Source organism: Mangrovibacter plantisponsor, from assembly GCF_003182475.1.
In the GTDB taxonomy this organism is placed as follows: Bacteria; Pseudomonadota; Gammaproteobacteria; order Enterobacterales; family Enterobacteriaceae; genus Mangrovibacter; species Mangrovibacter plantisponsor.
On record NZ_QGTS01000013.1, the window covers coordinates 50468 to 68805 of the forward strand.

16 protein-coding genes are annotated in these 18338 nt (G+C 45.4%); 13 read left to right on the forward strand and 3 right to left on the reverse strand.

Going from position 1 to position 18338, the window contains the following annotated elements; all coding sequences use genetic code 11:
• Window positions 1–28 precede the first annotated feature (28 nt).
• Genes gpmM through DES37_RS19330 form a run of 3 tightly spaced genes read left to right on the forward strand, consistent with a single transcriptional unit; the run spans window position 29 to window position 3805 of the window.
• Complete coding sequence (gene gpmM, locus DES37_RS19320; RefSeq protein ID WP_110027371.1) at window positions 29–1576, forward strand: 2,3-bisphosphoglycerate-independent phosphoglycerate mutase; 1548 nt, start codon at window positions 29–31, stop codon at window positions 1574–1576.
• A 9-nt stretch (window positions 1577–1585) separates the two neighbouring features.
• Window positions 1586–2872, forward strand: a complete 1287-nt coding sequence (envC, locus tag DES37_RS19325; protein ID WP_036115770.1) for a murein hydrolase activator EnvC — start codon at window positions 1586–1588, stop codon at window positions 2870–2872.
• A 3-nt stretch (window positions 2873–2875) separates the two neighbouring features.
• Window positions 2876–3805 carry a divergent polysaccharide deacetylase family protein gene (locus tag DES37_RS19330; protein WP_110027373.1) on the forward strand — a complete coding sequence of 310 codons (930 nt, stop codon included), beginning with the start codon at window positions 2876–2878 and terminating at the stop codon, window positions 3803–3805.
• Window positions 3806–3832: 27 nt separating this feature from the next.
• Here the strand turns inward: DES37_RS19330 and DES37_RS19335 are convergent, their stop codons facing one another.
• The 3 genes from DES37_RS19335 to kbl form a co-directional block, all read right to left on the reverse strand.
• On the reverse strand, window positions 3833–4786 hold the full coding sequence (locus DES37_RS19335) for a glycosyltransferase (RefSeq protein WP_110027375.1): 954 nt from the start codon (window positions 4784–4786) through the stop codon (window positions 3833–3835).
• Window positions 4787–4882: 96 nt separating this feature from the next.
• On the reverse strand, window positions 4883–5908 hold the full coding sequence (gene tdh, locus DES37_RS19340) for an L-threonine 3-dehydrogenase (RefSeq protein WP_036115757.1): 1026 nt from the start codon (window positions 5906–5908) through the stop codon (window positions 4883–4885).
• A gap of 10 nt (window positions 5909–5918) precedes the next feature.
• Window positions 5919–7115, reverse strand: a complete 1197-nt coding sequence (kbl, locus tag DES37_RS19345; RefSeq protein WP_110027376.1) for a glycine C-acetyltransferase — start codon at window positions 7113–7115, stop codon at window positions 5919–5921.
• A gap of 280 nt (window positions 7116–7395) precedes the next feature.
• On the opposite strand from kbl, the gene rfaD reads away from it, so the two are divergent.
• From rfaD to DES37_RS19395, 10 genes are all read left to right on the forward strand, one after another.
• The gene (gene rfaD, locus DES37_RS19350) at window positions 7396–8328 is read left to right on the forward strand and encodes an ADP-glyceromanno-heptose 6-epimerase (protein ID WP_036115751.1); all 933 of its coding nucleotides are present in this window, start codon (window positions 7396–7398) and stop codon (window positions 8326–8328) included.
• Between the two features lie 13 nt (window positions 8329–8341).
• A complete protein-coding gene (rfaF, locus tag DES37_RS19355; protein ID WP_036115748.1) occupies window positions 8342–9388 on the forward strand; it encodes an ADP-heptose--LPS heptosyltransferase RfaF in 1047 nt (348 codons plus the stop codon).
• Entirely contained in the window at window positions 9389–10354 is a 966-nt protein-coding gene (gene rfaC, locus DES37_RS19360) for a lipopolysaccharide heptosyltransferase RfaC (RefSeq protein WP_110027378.1), read from the forward strand.
• Window positions 10355–10376: 22 nt separating this feature from the next.
• Window positions 10377–11441: a putative lipopolysaccharide heptosyltransferase III gene (gene rfaQ / locus DES37_RS19365; RefSeq protein ID WP_110027453.1), complete on the forward strand. Its 1065-nt coding sequence runs from the start codon at window positions 10377–10379 to the stop codon at window positions 11439–11441.
• Window positions 11438–12577 carry a glycosyltransferase family 4 protein gene (locus DES37_RS19370; protein WP_110027380.1) on the forward strand — a complete coding sequence of 380 codons (1140 nt, stop codon included), beginning with the start codon at window positions 11438–11440 and terminating at the stop codon, window positions 12575–12577. Before rfaQ ends, DES37_RS19370 begins: the two co-directional genes overlap by 4 nt.
• On the forward strand, window positions 12567–13811 hold the full coding sequence (rfaL, locus tag DES37_RS19375; RefSeq protein WP_110027381.1) for an O-antigen ligase RfaL: 1245 nt from the start codon (window positions 12567–12569) through the stop codon (window positions 13809–13811). Before DES37_RS19370 ends, rfaL begins: the two co-directional genes overlap by 11 nt.
• A gap of 75 nt (window positions 13812–13886) precedes the next feature.
• Window positions 13887–14921, forward strand: coding sequence for a glycosyltransferase family 9 protein (locus DES37_RS19380; protein ID WP_342768400.1), 1035 nt, complete (start codon window positions 13887–13889; stop codon window positions 14919–14921).
• A complete protein-coding gene (locus DES37_RS19385; RefSeq protein ID WP_110027383.1) occupies window positions 14918–16021 on the forward strand; it encodes a glycosyltransferase family 4 protein in 1104 nt (367 codons plus the stop codon). Before DES37_RS19380 ends, DES37_RS19385 begins: the two co-directional genes overlap by 4 nt.
• Window positions 16018–17190, forward strand: coding sequence for a glycosyltransferase (locus DES37_RS19390; RefSeq protein WP_110027385.1), 1173 nt, complete (start codon window positions 16018–16020; stop codon window positions 17188–17190). The genes DES37_RS19385 and DES37_RS19390 overlap by 4 nt, the downstream gene beginning before the upstream one ends.
• 1 nt (window position 17191) lies before the next feature.
• The gene (locus DES37_RS19395) at window positions 17192–18322 is read left to right on the forward strand and encodes a glycosyltransferase (protein WP_110027386.1); all 1131 of its coding nucleotides are present in this window, start codon (window positions 17192–17194) and stop codon (window positions 18320–18322) included.
• Window positions 18323–18338 lie beyond the last annotated feature (16 nt).

Consider the following 18338-nt stretch of genomic DNA (forward strand, 5'->3'; position numbering starts at 1 on the left):
TGTGTCTTTTACGTAAGAGGTTGTTGCAATGTCGGTTTCTAAAAAACCTATGGTTCTGGTTATTCTTGATGGTTATGGCTACCGTGAAGATAAACAGGATAATGCCATTCTGAATGCTAAAACCCCGGTAATGGATAGTTTGTGGGCACAACGTCCACACACTTTGATTGACGCCTCAGGCCTTGAAGTTGGCCTGCCTGACCGCCAAATGGGTAACTCCGAAGTCGGTCACGTTAATCTGGGCGCGGGTCGTATCGTTTACCAGGATTTAACGCGTCTTGATGTTGAAATCAAAGAACGTACTTTCTTTGAAAACCCAGTATTAACTGCCGCAGTTGACAAAGCTGTTGCTGCAAATAAAGCCGTTCACATTATGGGCCTGATGTCTCCTGGTGGTGTGCACAGTCATGAAGACCACATCATGGCAATGGTGGAACTGGCGGCTGAGCGTGGCGCAACAGCCATTTATCTGCACGCATTCCTTGATGGCCGCGACACCCCGCCACGTAGCGCTGAAGCGACACTGAAACGTTTCGAAGATAAGTTCGCGACTCTGGGTAAGGGCCGTATCGCGTCTCTGATTGGCCGTTATTACGCCATGGACCGTGATAACCGCTGGGATCGTGTTGAACTGGCTTATGACCTGATGACTCAGGCTCAGGGCGAATTCCAGGCAGACAGCGCGGTTGCCGGCTTGCAGGCTGCTTATGCCCGTGATGAAAACGATGAGTTTGTTAAACCAACAGTTATTCGCGCGGCGGGTGAAGCCGACGCAGCAATGCAGGATGGCGATACTTTAGTTTTCATGAACTTCCGCGCAGACCGTGCTCGTCAAATTACTCGCGCATTCGTCAATTCTGACTTTGATGGTTTCTCCCGTAAAAAAGTGGTGAACTTCAGCGAATTCGTCATGCTGACAGAATATGCCGCAGACATTAAAACCGCCTGTGCATACCCACCAGCCTCACTGGCTAATACCTTTGGCGAGTGGATGGCGAAAAACAATAAAACTCAGTTACGTATTTCTGAAACCGAAAAATATGCTCATGTCACTTTCTTCTTTAACGGTGGTGTTGAAGAGCCGTTCCCGGGGGAAGATCGCGTACTGGTGAATTCTCCGAAAGTTGCGACTTACGACCTGCAGCCAGAAATGAGTTCAGCAGAACTTACCAGCAAGCTGGTCGCTGCAATCACCAGCGGGAAATACGACACCATTATCTGTAACTATCCTAATGGCGATATGGTAGGTCACACTGGCGTCTTTGAAGCCGCAGTGACTGCAGTCGAAACGCTGGACAAGTGTGTTGAGCAAGTAGTTAAAGCCGTAGAATCTGTTGGTGGTCAATTACTTATCACCGCGGACCATGGTAATGCAGAACAAATGCGTGACCCGTCTACCGGCCAGGCACATACTGCTCATACCAACCTGCCTGTACCACTGATTTATGTTGGCAATAACGCAACAAAAGCAGTAGATGGCGGAAAACTGTCTGATATCGCGCCCACCATGCTGAACCTGATGGGCATGGAAATCCCACAAGAGATGACTGGCAAGCCGCTGTTCATCGTGAAATAATCGCTCCCCATGAGGGGAAAAGCGATTTTTTCAATAACCTGTGTCTCATTGAAGCCTCACCGCTCAGCTTTGAAACACATCTTTTACGCCAGCGTGATAAGCGCTGGCGTATTGTTGCGCCCGTTATCTGCACTGGCAGATGACAAGCAACAGCTCCAGTCTATCCAGCAAGATATTGCCGCGAAAGAGCGTGCTGTGCGCCAGCAAATGCAGCAGCGTACAGAGCTCCTGGCTCAGCTCAAAAAACAAGAGCAGGCCATTGCGGCTGCCAGTAAAAAACTCCATGAGACGCAATCGACACTCGCCACGCTGGATAAGCAAATCGCAGATATGAGTGCCTCAATCGCTCGCCTCGAAAAGCAAAAAGCGATGCAGGAGCGTAACCTGGCAGCACAGCTGGATGCGGCCTTTCGCCAGGGTAAACATTCAGGTCTGGAAATGTTACTCGATGGAGAGCAAGGCCAGCGGAATGAGCGCCTGCAGGCCTATTTTGGCTATCTGAATCAGGCTCGGCAGGAAACAATCGAGCAATTAAAACAAACCCGTGCCGAAGTCGCTGTACAACGCAGCCAATTAGAAGATAAGCAAACTGAGCAACAAACTCTGCTCTATGAGCAGAAAGCACAACAAGAAAAGCTGGAAGCCGCGCGAGATGAACGGCAAAAAACTCTGCGAGGTTTAGAAGGATCTATCCAGGCAGGCCAGCAGCAACTTAACGAAATGCGCCAAAACGAGGCCCGCCTGCGTAACAGCATCGCCCAGGCTGCCGCTGCCGCAAAAGCCCGGGCAGATAAAGAAGCCCGTGAAGCGCAGAAAATTCGCGATCGTGAACAGAGTGCCGCCAAAAAAGGCACCACATACAAACCAACACCCAGCGAACGGGAATTAATGGCAAGAACCGGTGGTTTAGGGGCTCCACGTGGCCAGGCATACTGGCCAGTGCGTGGGCCAATACTTCATCGGTATGGCGAACAACTGCAAGGTGAGTTACGGTGGAAGGGCATTGTCATTGGTGCCAGTGAAGGTACCGAGGTCAAAGCTATCGCGGATGGACGGGTAATCCTTGCTGACTGGCTTCAGGGTTATGGCCTTGTTGTCGTTGTCGACCACGGGAAAGGTGATATGAGCCTGTACGGATACAACCAAAGTGCGCTGGTCAGTGTCGGCGCACAAGTCCGGGCAGGGCAACCAATCGCACTGGTGGGCAGCAGTGGAGGCCAGGGTCGCCCCTCTCTCTATTTCGAAATTCGCCGCCAGGGTCAGGCGGTCAATCCACAACCGTGGTTGGGAAGATAAGTTTTGCTTCAGTTTCGTCAACTCGCGCTTGCCGCATCTACACTGCTACTTTGCAGCACCTCCGTTATGGCTGGTCGCCTCGCTATCGTTATTGATGACTTTGGCTACCGCCCACATACAGAAAACCAGGTTATTGCCTTACCCGCCCCCATATCTGTCGCTGTGTTACCCAATGCACCCCATGCCAGGGAAATGGCAACTAAAGCTCACGATGCCGGGCATGAGGTGCTGATACATTTGCCCATGGCACCCATTAGTAAACAGCCCTTAGAGGTTGATACACTGCGACCAGAAATGAGCAGTGCAGAAATTGACCGCATTGTACGTGATGCCGTCGACAAAGTGCCTTATGCCGTTGGGCTTAATAACCATATGGGTAGCGCAATGACCTCAAGCCTGTTTGGCATGCAAAAAGTAATGCAGGCGCTGAACAGCTATAACCTCTATTTTTTGGATAGCATGACCATTGGCAACAGCCAGTCAATGCGCGCGGCGACGGGTACACATGTCAGGGTCATTAAGCGCAATGTGTTTCTTGATGATACTCAGAATGAAGCAGATATTCGTTACCAGTTTAACCGCGCAATTAAGCTTGCACGCCATAATGGCTATGCCATAGCGATTGGGCACCCGCACCCAACCACCGTCAAAGTACTGCAGCAGATGGTCTATAACTTGCCACCGGATATTACGTTAGTCCGGCCGAGTAGCCTGCTTAATGAGCCGCAGGTTGGAAATTCGGAACTAAATAAGAGACCGTCGAATGATATCACTCAATCTTTACATACTCCATTTAATGGTTTAAAGCAATGTATAACTATGCAAAAACCAAAACCTGTTTATTTAAACCGTTTTTTTAGTGTGATGGAAGAAAGTATTCATGAGAGTACATTGGTAAATTACTTTTTTCATCAATGGCGAGGCTGGAAATGATAAAGGCCTGCCGTAGGCAGGCTTTTATTATTTTCTCAAAAATGAAAGATAAAGCCGAAACAAAAACCACATCTTACGAGTACTGTTAGCGCCTCTTATAAGATCGATAAAGTGGATGTTCTTGAGAAATTGAGATCTTGCATAAGACTTATCCTTAGTCTTCTTACGATACATACCAAAAAAGTGACGTGCTTCTTCTACTGCATGAATCAAAAGTGCTCGTCTCACTTCAGTATACTTGGGTTCATTTGCCCAAGAAATCAGCTGACTTATTACACCAACATAGCTAAGGGTTCGTGAATCGAAATATTTTTTACTGTGGGTAATTGAATTTTTATTATCACAATACACATAATCTGGCTTATTAGAAATATAAAAACGGCCATTACCAAGCGCCAGTTCAGTAGTCCATAAAATATCTTTATGGCTACTCCCCAGTTGAAAAGTCAGCTGCAACTGGTTTATATAATCTGATCTGACAATTTGTAACCATAAATAATGGGGCCACTCACGAACACAGACAACATGGTTAATCCAGTTGAATCCATTTATCGTCTCGTTGTAGAGTTGATGATGATGAATAGTGTTACTGTAATCATCTTCTCTTCGCGAGTTTCGCCAACCATTAGCAAAGTAGACATCCACATTATGGTAAGTAGCCTGGTGAAAACGCTCCACGATCATATCATCAGTGAAATCATCATCAGCATCCAGTAAAATAAGCCACTCACCGCGACGAACAGCAATGCCTGTGTTACGAGCAGCGTAAACACCTTGATTTTCCTGATGTATTACAATTAAGCGTGGATCGTTAAAGGATTGCAAGATTTCTACAGTGTTGTCTGTTGACCCATCATTAACAATAATGACTTCAAGATTTACTCTTCTTTCCCGTAGAATTTTTTCTATCATTGCTCTTAAAGGGTCACCACCATTATAAACAGGAATGACGACACTTACATCTATCTTCGACGTGCTCATCTAACCTTCCATCGCCTTTTGCTAAGGCTGGAAGTATAAGGTAAATCTACAGATAAAAGAAACCAGGCTCCGGACAGAGCCTGGAAAAATAAAAAATCATTCCCAGTTCAGCACAACTTTACCAGACTGGCCGGAGCGCATAGCGTCAAACCCTTTCTGGAAATCATCAATACTAAACTGGTGGGTAATAATGGGGGACAAATCCAGCCCGGACTGAATCAGAGCCGCCATTTTATACCAAGTTTCAAACATCTCACGCCCGTAGATGCCTTTAATAAACAGCCCTTTAAAAATAACTTTACTCCAGTCTATTGCCATCTCTGCAGGCGGAATACCTAACATGGCAACTCGCCCGCCATGATTCATGGTCTCCAGCATTGAACGAAAGGCAGGCGGTGCACCAGACATCTCCAGGCCCACATCAAAACCTTCGGTCATCCCTAACTCAGCCATGACACTTGCGAGGTTTTCATTAGCAACATTAACAGCCCGAGTAACACCCATCTTACGAGCTAAATCCAGGCGATATTCATTGACATCAGTGATAACGACATTACGGGCACCAACATGTTTCGCCACAGCTGCAGCCATAATGCCTATTGGGCCAGCACCGGAAACCAGTACATCTTCACCCACCAGGTCGAAAGACAGGGCAGTGTGCACAGCATTACCAAAGGGGTCAAAAATTGCTGCCAGCTCATCAGGAATATTGTCCGGGATCTTAAACGCATTGAATGCCGGAATGACCAGATATTCAGCGAAACACCCTGGTCGATTTACCCCCACACCAATGGTATTACGACATAAATGAGTACGCCCGGCACGGCAGTTACGGCAATAACCACAAGTAATGTGCCCCTCACCGGAAACCCTGTCACCCGGTTTAAAGCCCTTTACTTCTTGCCCAACTTTAACAACTTCACCCACATATTCGTGCCCAACCACCATCGGCACCGGGATAGTCTTTTGTGACCAGTCATCCCAGTTATAAATATGTACATCGGTACCACAAATCGCCGTTTTCCGGATTTTAATCAGGAGATCGTTATGCCCCATTTCAGGTTCAGGCACATCGGTCATCCAGATCCCTTCTTCTGCCTTCAATTTTGATAATGCTTTCATCACAAAACCCTCAGGCTATAACGCCCAGTTGTTTGCCAATTCGAATAAAGGCATCAACCGCACGCTCAATTTGTGCTGTTGTATGTGCCGCAGACATTTGAGTACGAATACGCGCCTGACCTTTCGGTACCACCGGATAGAAGAAACCAGTTACATAAATACCCTCTTTCTGTAACTCACGGGCAAAGTTCTGAGCGATAACCGCATCTCCCAGCATAACCGGAATAATGGCATGATCGGCCCCAGCCAGGGTAAACCCTGCTGCAGTCATTTTCTCCCGGAATAAACGGGCATTGGCCCACAGTTGCGCACGCAGGCTACCGCCGTCTTCCAGCATTTCCAGTACCTTGATGGAGGCAGCAACAATGGACGGAGCCAGTGAGTTAGAGAACAGGTAAGGACGGGAACGCTGGCGTAACCACTCAACCACTTCTTTACGCGCTGCGGTGTAACCACCAGAAGCGCCACCAAGTGCCTTACCCAGCGTACCGGTAATGATATCCACACGCCCCATGACATCGCAGTATTCGTGGGTTCCCCGCCCGTTGTCACCGACAAAACCAACAGCATGAGAGTCGTCAACCATTACCAGAGCGTCATACTGGTCTGCCAGGTCACAAATGCCTTTCAAATTAGCGATGACCCCATCCATTGAGAACACGCCATCAGTGGCAATCAGTATATGGCGGGAACCGCCATCGCGAGCCTGTTTCAGGCAGCTTTCCAGCTCGGCAAGGTTGTTATTGGCATAACGGAAACGCTGCGCTTTACACAAACGCACTCCATCAATGATAGAGGCATGATTCAGAGCATCAGAAATAATTGCATCTTCCGGCCCTAACAAGGTTTCGAACAACCCACCATTCGCATCAAAGCAGGAGGAATAGAGAATGGCATCTTCCATTCCGAGGAATGAAGCCAGCTTCTTCTCAAGTTGCTTGTGGCTGTCTTGTGTACCACAAATGAAACGTACGGACGCCATACCAAAGCCATGGGTATCCATCCCACATTTTGCTGCTTCAACTAATGCCGGGTGATTAGCTAAACCAAGATAATTGTTTGCACAAAAGTTAATGACCTTGCTACCACCCGCCAGGGTGATATCAGCCTGCTGCGCGGAAGTGATAATACGCTCTTCTTTAAATAAGCCTTCTGTACGTGCCGCTTCCAGATTCGCCGCTAACTGTTGGTAAAAATCCCCTCGCATCACCATTCTCCAGAGATGAAAAAATTTGGCATATATTACCGAAACCTTGCACTTTAAACGAGATGACACAACAGTGTTTACGCACTTTGCAGCATAAATCACGTCTTAATGAAAACCGGAATTACTGCCAGTTGAAAAATGGAAACCACCGCGCAAACAGCAAACTAAACGCAATATATGCGCATAATAGAAGGACACAGACTGATGTAATGATATGATTAGCGCAATTTGCGTGGGCGTGTAGAGCAGCCCCACTTCAAAACAGGTAAAGGTTACGCATATGATTATTGTCACTGGTGGCGCCGGTTTTATCGGCAGCAATATTGTTAAGGCTCTGAACGATAAGGGCTATCGCGACATCTTAGTGGTAGATAACCTGAAAGATGGTACGAAATTCGCCAACCTGGTGGATTTGGATATTGCCGATTATATGGACAAAGAAGACTTCCTTATCCAAATCATGGCCGGGGAAGAATTTGGCGAAGTAGAAGCAGTATTCCATGAAGGTGCCTGCTCATCCACCACCGAGTGGGATGGCAAGTACATGATGGATAACAACTATCAGTACTCCAAAGAACTACTTCACTACTGCCTGGAACGTGAAATCCCCTTCCTTTACGCTTCATCCGCAGCAACCTATGGTGGCCGCACATCTGATTTCATTGAGTCACGTGAATATGAACAGCCACTGAATGTCTACGGCTACTCTAAGTTTCTGTTTGACGAGTATGTTCGCCAGATTCTGCCTGAAGCTGATTCGCAAATCGTGGGGTTCCGTTACTTCAATGTTTACGGTCCACGTGAAAGCCACAAAGGCAGTATGGCAAGCGTGGCCTTCCACCTGAACACACAGCTGAACAAGGGTGAAAACCCGAAACTGTTTGAAGGTAGCGACAATTTCCGTCGTGACTTTATCTATGTTGGCGATGTTGCCGCGGTTAACTTGTGGTTCTGGGAAAATGGCGTTTCTGGCATTTTCAACTGTGGCACAGGCCGGGCAGAATCATTCCAGGCGGTTGCCGATGCAACTCTGGCATGGCACAAACAAGGCAGCATTGAATACATTCCGTTCCCGGACAAACTTAAAGGCCGTTACCAGGCGTTTACGCAGGCCGATCTGTCCAACCTGCGCGCGGCGGGTTATGACAAACCCTTTAAGACTGTCGCGGAAGGGGTAACCGAATATATGGCCTGGTTAAACCGCCAGGCATAATGGTTATCAAGGCATGAAAATTTTGGTAACAGGCCCATCCTGGGTCGGCGATATGATGATGTCGCAAAGCCTTTACCGCACTTTGAAGGCTCGCTACCCGCAGGCCGTGATCGATGTGATGGCACCAGCATGGTGCCGTCCGCTTTTATCACGCATGCCCGAGGTAAATGAGGCAATTCCCATGCCTCTTGGTCATGGTGCTCTGGAGATTGGCGAACGCCGAAAATTGGGTTTAAGTCTGCGAAATAAACGCTATGACCGCGCTTATGTGCTGCCTAATTCGTTTAAATCCGCGTTAGTGCCATTCTTTGCCAACATTCCTCAGCGTACTGGGTGGCGCGGAGAAATGCGTTACGGCTTACTGAATGATATCCGTCCCCTGGATAAACAAGCATGGCCGCTCATGGTGCAACGCTATGTTGCGCTGGCTTATGAAAAAAATGCCATGCATTCAGCACAGGATCTGCCTCATCCCTTGTTATGGCCACAACTTCAGGTCAATGACGGTGAAAAAGCCCAGGTAAAGGCACAATTTAATCTGGAAGATGGCCGCCCGGTCGTTGGTTTTTGCCCGGGGGCTGAATTTGGCCCGGCCAAACGTTGGCCACATTATCACTATGCTACCCTGGCCGGTAAACTTATCGATGAAGGCAAGCAGGTTGTGTTGTTCGGTTCCGTCAAAGACAACGAAGCCGGGCAACAGATTCAGGCCGCGCTGACTGATACACAACGCCAGTATTGCCGTAACCTCGCAGGTGAAACAGCTCTGGAACAAGCTGTTGTGTTACTGGCAGGCTGTGAATCTGTTGTCACTAACGATTCAGGTTTAATGCATGTTGCAGCCGCCCTTAATCGCCCCCTGGTCGCATTGTATGGCCCCAGCAGCCCGGATTTCACCCCGCCGTTATCTCACAAAGCGCGGGTTATAAGGTTGATTTCCGGCTACCACAAAGTGCGTAAAGGTGAAGGTGAACAGGGGTATCACCAGAGTCTGATAGATATTACGCCCGAACGTGTGCTGGTTGAATTAAACGATTTACTCAAGGAACAGGAAGACTAAATGCAGGTATTGATTGTCAAGACATCCTCAATGGGCGATGTGCTCCATACATTACCTGCACTGACAGATGCCTGCGACGCAATACCGGGTATTCGTTTTGACTGGGTGGTAGAAGAAGGTTTCGCCCAAATTCCTGGCTGGCATACCAGTGTGAATCGGGTTATTCCTGTGGCAATCCGCCGCTGGCGTAAAGCCTGGTTTTCATCTGCTGTTACTGCAGAGCGCCATGCATTTCGTAACCAAATCCAGTCTGTTCAATATGATGCAGTTATTGATGCCCAGGGGCTTCTAAAGAGTGCCGCACTGGTTACCCGCCTTGCCCAGGGCCCCAGGCATGGGATGGACTGGCGCAGCGCTCGTGAACCCCTGGCCTGCCTGTTTTACCAGCACCGCCATACCATTGCCCGCCAGCAACACGCGGTGGAAAGAACACGTGAGTTGTTTGCTAAAAGCCTTAACTATGAGAAACCACATCACCAGGGCGACTACGCAATAGCACAGCACTTTTCGAACAAGAAGAACACACAACCCTACGCTATTTTCCTTCATGCCACGACTCGGGATGATAAACACTGGCCAGAAGACTGTTGGCGCGAGCTTATCAGCATGTTCGCCAATAAGGGACTTCGTATCAAACTGCCTTGGGGAGCACCACATGAAGAAGCCAGGGCTAAAAGACTTGCAGAACAATTTGAGTATGTTGACGTTCTCCCACGGATGAGCCTTCATGATGTTGCACAACAGCTCGCAGGGGCAAATTTTGTCGTCTCTGTAGACACAGGATTGAGTCATATGGCTGCGGCTCTGAACAAACCGAACATCACACTTTACGGACCTACAGATCCGGGGTTAATTGGCGGATATGGTCAGAATCAAGTAATCTGTCGCCCTACCAACAGCAAGTCATTAAATGACTTATCCGCCAAAGATGTATTCATTCAGCTGAATGAATACGGCATGTTTTAAAAATGTCAAGTTAGGTACTCTTATGGCAGAGTTTAAACGAATTCTTGTAACCAAACTGAGGCATCATGGTGATGTTCTCCTCACATCCCCTATATTTACTACACTACGCCGTTATTATCCTGACGCGCAAATAGATGTTGTTGTCTACGCCGAAACTGCAGATATGCTAACCCTGCACCCAGCAATTGATAATGTGTTAGTTATTGATCGCAAATGGAAAAATCTTGGTGTGTGGCAACATTTAAAAAAAGAGTTAGGGCTAATTCGCCATATAAAAAATCAGCATTATGACTTGCTTATACACCTGACCGAGAGTATGAGAGGTTTTTGGTTTGCCCAACTAGGTAAAATCCCCATGGGGGTAACCTTCGAAAACAATAATCGTAAAAACCTCTTCTTTTGGTGTAAGAAATTCCAAAAGCAAGTCAAACGTATTCATCTTCGTCATACAGTTGAATGTCATTTAGATACGCTCCGGGCTTTGGGAATACAACCTGCAATAGAGGAACGTAGACTAATATTAATTGCTGGTGATTCTGCAGAAAAAGGGATAAAAGATAAACTTTATGCTGCCGGGTGGCAAAACCAACCATATGTTGTAGTACATCCTACCTCACGCTGGATGTTTAAATGCTGGAATACGAAAGACGTTGCTGCAGTGATGGAATATCTTAACTCTCAAGGTAAAACCGTTGTATTAAGTGCAGCGCCTGCAGAAGAAGAAATGAAAATGGTGAAGGAGCTCCGTACCATAGTGAAAACTCCTTTTCTGGACTTGTCTGGCACAATGTCTCTTAAGGAGTTGTCTGCATTAATACAACATGCAGAGATGTTGTTCGGCGTCGACTCTGTTCCTATGCATATCGCCGCAGCCATGCAGACTCCAGTGGTAGCACTATTTGGTCCAACAGGAGATAAGGAGTGGGGGCCATGGATGGTTAAAAGTGAGATCGTAACTTCCCATAACCACCCTTGCCGCCCTTGCGGGCAAGCAGGCTGTGCTAATAGCCATATTTGTGACTGCTTGGTACATCTCCCCAAGAGCCAAGTGATTGAGGCAATTAATACTATTCAGGTTCGTCAATGAAACTTGCCATTATCAGACAGAAATATCGCCATGACGGTGGAGCTGAACGTTTTGTTTCGAGAGCATTAAGTGCCCTAAGCGATAAAAGCGATTTGAATATCAGTATCATTACCCGCCAATGGGAAACAGATATTAACCCCACTTATAATGTCATTACTTGTGATCCACCGGCTAAAAACCGTCTGCAACGTGAGATTAATTTTGCCCGTGAAGCACAGCGCTATTTTGTCTCATTCGATATAGTTCAAAGCCATGAGCGCATACCGGGTTGTACAATTTATCGTGCTGGAGATGGCGTACATAAGGAATGGCTAAACATTCGTTCGCGTACAATGAATCCACTGCAGAAATTAGCGCAGGCATTCTCTCGTTTCCACCGTTATCAATTACGGCAAGAGAAAGCAATGTTTGAACATCCATCATTAGAAAAAGTGATATGTAATTCATTTATGGTTAAAGAGGAAATTATAAAGCATTTCACCATTGCTCCCGAAAAAATACATGTCATTTACAACTGTATTGATACTAATATATGGAATCCATCACTCAGCGCCCTGCATCGCAGGCCTATGCGCGAACGCTATTCTATTCCTTTACAGGCAACACTTATGTTGTTTGTAGGCTCAGGCTTTGAGCGTAAAGGGTTAGATGTTGCAATACACGCAATTGCTAATCACCCTAACGTATGGCTATTAGTGGTAGGTAATGATCGCAAATCGTCCCACTATAAAAAAATAGCTCAGGCTCTGGGATGTGAGCAGCGCCTGGTCTTCGTTGGTGTGCAAAAAGAAACTGCCCCATTTTATGCAATGGCTGATGCTTTAATTCAACCGACACGGTATGATCCTTTTCCTAATACAATTCTGGAAGCTATGGCTTGTGGGTTACCTGTTTTGACTTCAGATAAATGTGGAGGAAAAGAGTTTATTGATATTGGAATAAATGGGTATGTCTTCGATGCACTAGATTGGTGTTCTTTCTCTGGAGCTATCGCTCAGTTACAAAATGACTTCGACTACAATGTTGCCTCTCAAATCTCTTTTAACAAGGTGGTCAATTTAACAGATCATTATATTTCGAATGAACTTTATAACTTATATCATTTCTTAATAGAGAAAAAACAAAATGATATTTGATGCATTTTACAACAAAAAAGTTACAAAAAACCTTCCATTATATTTAGTAGGCGCATTTATCATGCTGAGCTTTGCCGGAGATTTGACCAGATTCAAGAATCTCTCGGTTATATTAATGGCAGCCACCACAATTTACTTTTTGTTCCATAATTATCGTACTGCTTTAGCTCCGTTTAAAAGCACACTATCTTTATGTCTCTTAATTTTTATTTTAACACTTTTTTATTCACTGCTAATTTCTACTGACCCACAACTCAGTATTGAGAACTTCAATAAACCCATACTAAATGGATTATTACTTTTTTCATTCCTAATCCCTGTTGTTCTTCATAAAAATACCGCCGTACAAATAGCAATAATGATACTATTATCAGTTGCTATGGGACTGCTTATTACCTACACCAGGGACCTTTTGATTTACATTGATGATTATCAGAATGGAATCATCCCCTTCACTGCAAGGACACATCGCAATCTTTCTGACAGCTATGTGTTTTGCTTCCCAGTTATTCTTTGTCTTTGGAAAATTTATAAAAAAAACAGTCTGATACACTGGGGCGTGTTACTTTTCACCTCAATTATAACCATAGTTTTTATGCTAGGGACTTTCGCAAGAGGTGCATGGCTTGCAGCATTGGTGATGAGTGCGATCATTTTCATCATTAATAAAGAAAAAGCACTTGCTCTATTGGGTATATCCACATTAATTTGTGGTGCTGCAATACTTCTATCTTATAAAAATGCACATGAATATCCACTAACGAGAAAAATGGAACAAACATCCAGCAGTAATCGCTATAGTGGAGGTACACAAGGAAGCGCACTGGAGCTAATTTTACAAAATCCTATCAAAGGATACGGTTTTGGTAATGACCTGTTTAATCAAATATATAACAGTCAAGTCAAGAATCGCCCTGATTGGATTTATAAAAAATCACTTGGTCCACACAATATCTTTTTATCTATTTGGTTTGCAGCGGGAATAGCAGGCCTGGTTGCACTAATACTGCTAACAATTATTACGATTAACTATGCTTTCAAAGCATTCATTGCCAGCAAAGATAATGTAATTACAGCACAGGCCATACTGTTTTTAATGGTATCATTTATAGGTTGGGTTATTGTTCGTGGGTCTTTTGAAAATGTCTATTTGAATGAAATTGGTATTTATTTTGGATTGCTCATTGCATTAACATTCAGAGTCTCATTAGAAAAAACAAGGAAAACAATATAATGAATACAACTTAACATTCATAAGATATTATATCCTATAGTCGTTACGGTGACTCACCCTAACGACTGGTGTACAATGCGTAAAAAGATAATGTCAGGTCCGCGTATGCTGCCCAGAAAAATTCTTGTCATAAATGTAGCTCGCTTTGGCGACACATTATTAATTACACCTGTATTAAAGGCGTTAAAAGAACACTGGCCGATGGCTACACTGGATGTGTTCGCGCACAAAAAAACAGCATCAATTATCGAAAACCTACCTTGGGTAAACCAGATAACTCCTTTTTCCAAGAAAAAGGCAATGTGGCTAAAATACTTTTCGCCCAAACAGTATGATCTGGCACTGGTGTATGGTAACGATGATGCACTTGTTGACTATGCCCGACGTGTTTCTACACTAACCGTATCCTTTTCAAACAATCCAGGCAATGATGCCTGGTGTACTGTTGCACCACCAAAACAGCTAATTCCTGCACAACAGGAACGAGCCCTATTGGCTCAAGCTGTTGGTGTGAATATTACAGACTGGCATCTTGCTTATTGCGTAACAGAACAAGAGCGTAATTTTGCACACCGCTTTCTGACCAGGCATAATCTGCAGAATAAACGTTTAGTTGGCTTTCAACTACAAAGCTTTCCCGCTAAGGCCTATCGCGACTGGCCAGTTTCATCGTTTAAGGCGATAGCATATCGCCTACTAGAGCATTACCCTGAGAGCCACATACTCTTATTAGGCGGAGTGGATGGCAAAAGCACAGCAGATGCTCTGGCCTCTGAACTAGGGTCTCGGGTTACATCTTTTGCAGGCGTATTAAGTATGAGACAAAATGCAGCTGTAATGAGCCACCTTTCGCTGTATCTCGGAGTGGATACTGGACCAACTCATCTGGCTGGCGCTCTCGGTATACCTATGGTTGCCATGTACCATGCTTTTCACCCTGGACGCTATCTGGCTCCACAGCAGCACGCTGAGCTGATTGTTATTGAACATCCAGTTAAGTATGCTGATGCCAGTCGCGAAGAACCTATGTCAAAAATTGATGTTGATACGGTCTGGAATGCGGTCAATACCCTGCTTTCAAAATGTCCTGAAATAAAGGTTAGCGAATGAAGATTGGCTTTGTTGATGTGACCATCACCACCTCTTATGGCGGTATCCAAACAGCTGTATGGGAACTTGCGAAAGCGTTGGCAAATTTGGGTCATGAAATCTTCCTCTACGGCGGTGCAGGAGATATTCGCCACGATATTAAGAATTACCAGATTACCGTCCGTACATTCCCTTATACACCCAGAGAGAAGGTGGTTAATATCGGACGTCGATTTCAGAGAATAGTTGAACGACTTTCCATGGCCACTCATGCAAGAAAAACGATCGCCGAAGATGACCTGGACTGGCTAATTCTTACCAAACCTTTCGATTTTTTCTGGCCTCTCCTAATACCAGGGTCATGTAAAACTCGCTTTTGTTATATGAGTGGTGGTACTAGCTTCTTTAAACTTGACCGTTGGTTAAGTAAACGTATTGATGCATGGGTCAGTTGTAGTGAATTTAATGCCTGGCAAATTCAGCATCACTTTAAGCATTTCCCACATGTGATCTACAACGGTGTAGATATAAATAAATTTACCCCTGACTCAGGGAATGTACGCCAGAAACTTAATATTAATGATGATCATTTTTTGCTGGTTTTTGCCGGGCGACTGGTTGGTTGGAAAGGCCTTTCATACGTATTAAAGTCACTGGCGCTTATACAGGATGAGCGAGTACGTTTTCTAATTATCGGCAGTGGAGAAGAGCGAGAAAATCTACAAGTCCAATCCCAAATGCTGGGAGTAGACAAACAGGTCATATTTCATGACCCAATAGAGCACTCATCTCTGCCTGCTTTTTATAGCAGCGGAGATGCTGGTATCTTTCCTAGTACAGGAGATGAAGCTTTCGGAATCACAATTGCTGAAGCAATGGCCTGCGGGCTTCCAGTAATAGGTAGCTATATTGGTGGTATTCCTGAAGTTATTGGTAACGAAGGTTCTGCGGGATTGTTGGTATCCCCCGGACATCCAGAAGCAATTGCCAACGCCATCCGTCTGTTAATGGGCGATAGAGAAAAACGTTGTTTAATGGGGCATAACGCTCGCCAACGTATCACAAATCTCTACACATGGCAGCATTCGGCACAACGCTTACTATCGGTGCTAAAAAAATGATCAGATTGGCCTACATCGACCCATATGCAGTACCAGATACCCGTGTTGCTTCGCTCCAAATTTTGCAAAATGTGGATGCTTTTGCGCGCCATGATATGCAGGTATTTCTGGTAACACCAACCAGCCATACTTCAGCAGAAAGTCTGCTTGGCCGCTCTGTATCGAAAGGCGTCATTTTCTCACCACTGGACGACCCTCGTGGAAAATGGTACTTCCCTTTTAATACCCAAAAAATATTCTTTCTAAGGGCATTTCGATGGTTGAAACATAATCCTGTAGATGTGATATACACTCGTAACCTTAAAACAGCCCGTTTTTTTCTCAGCAAAAATTTGGGAATTCCTGTCATCTTTGAAAGCCATGAAATCTTTGCCCAAAGTTTCAAAGAGTCACATGATCTTAGCCATGTGAAGAATCAGCGCAAATACGAAGCACTGCTAAAAAATGAGCGTTTTGTCTACCAAAACTCGGCGGCGATAGTTGTCCTGACCTCGTTCCTTGAAGAGGATATTCGTCGCAATTATAACGTTAGCACACCTTGCATTATAAGCCCTGATGGTGTGGATAGCTTAGCAGTAGACGCAGTGCCCACACCAGCCACTTCGCCTTCGCCATCGCCCTGTTCTATATTTTACTTGGGGAGTCTGCATCCATGGAAAGGTATCCCCACGGCAATTAGTGCAATGCGCCACGTCACTGGTGCGACGTTAACTATAGCTGGTGGAAATGAGGAACAAATAGCTACTCTTTCCACGTTAGCACTACAGGAAGGCGTGGCAGATAAAATCCATTTTCTTGGTTATGTGAACCCACTTAATCGTTTTCAGGAAATATCTCGCCATGATATTTGTATTTTACCGCTCACTAAAACCAGTATTGCAAGTCGTTATACTTCACCACTCAAGTTATTTGAGTATATGGCAATGGGTAAAACGATTGTAATCTCAGACTTACCATCAATTCGCGAAGTAGTGGATGAATCAAGCGTCTTTTTCGCTGAAAGTGAAAACAGTGATGTCCTGGGTCGTGTACTACAACATGTCGTAGATAATCGTGACGATACCAAAAAACGTGCAGATACAGCACTGCTGCTATCGAAAAACTTTACCTGGGATCACCGAGCACAACAGATATCCCGTACTGTTCATCATTTACTACTAAAAAATTGAAATGGAAAAATCGCTGATTTTTACTGTCCCTCCAATCCATTCAGTTCCACCGAGTCATGCAGCAGCAGTAGAGTGGTGGGTTTATAACGTCGCCAGCAGGCTGTCTATTCCGACAGAAATTGTTTGTATCCGTAAAGGTGAGTTAAAACAAGAAAATGTTACATCTCATTGCTCAATTTTTCGGATTGGTATGGGGCGTGTCTACAAGCGTATTTTTCAAAAATGGACTCGCCTGGACCCTTATTCTTATGCATGGCGACTAGCACGCCGGGCACGAGGCATTCGCTTCGGTGATCAAAAGTTGATAATACATAACTCCATCCATCTGTATAGTGCTGCTGCACGTTACTACCCGGAAAAAGATATGATTCTGCATATGCACAATATGCAGGACACAGCCAGACTCACAAGTTCAGTAAAAATTATTACACCCAGCAATTTTCTTGCGAACTGGTACAGAGAAAAAATTCCTGGTGCAAATGTCAAAGTTGTCCCTAACGGTATTGATATAGACTTGTACACAGGCTGCGAACGATGGTCTCGAGGACAATTAGGGCTGTCTGAAACAGACACAGTTATTCTTTATGCGGGAAGATTATCACCAGAAAAAGGACCGTTGGAACTGATGCAAGCGATACATCGATTGAATCAGTCTGGGTCGCAATTAAAACTGGTTATCATCGGGGATCCCCAGGCAAATAACAGCGGTCCACGAGCTGAATATCAAAAAAAGATACGAGAAATGGCTCAAACTATGAATACTAGTTGTATTCTGGTAGGAAGTGTTGCACCAGCAGAAATGCATAAAGTTTATGCAATAGGTGACCTGACCGTAGTCCCTTCCCGCTTTGAAGAACCTTTCTGCATGGTGGCGCTGGAATCGATGGCATCTGGCACTCCGGTATTAGTCAGCCCTCGTGGTGGAATATCCGAATTCGTTATTGATGGCAGAACTGGTTTCATGCTTCGGGAACCTCTGTCTGCAGCCTCAATAGGGGAAGATATTCTGGCAACACTGAAGCGGGGAGACCTGCAAGCTATTGCTCAATATTCACGTGAGGAAGTACTGTCAGGCTACGGCTGGCAGACGATAGCCGACAAATACAGAGTAGTTTTGCAAGAGTGGCAGTAATCCATTACGGTCTTAC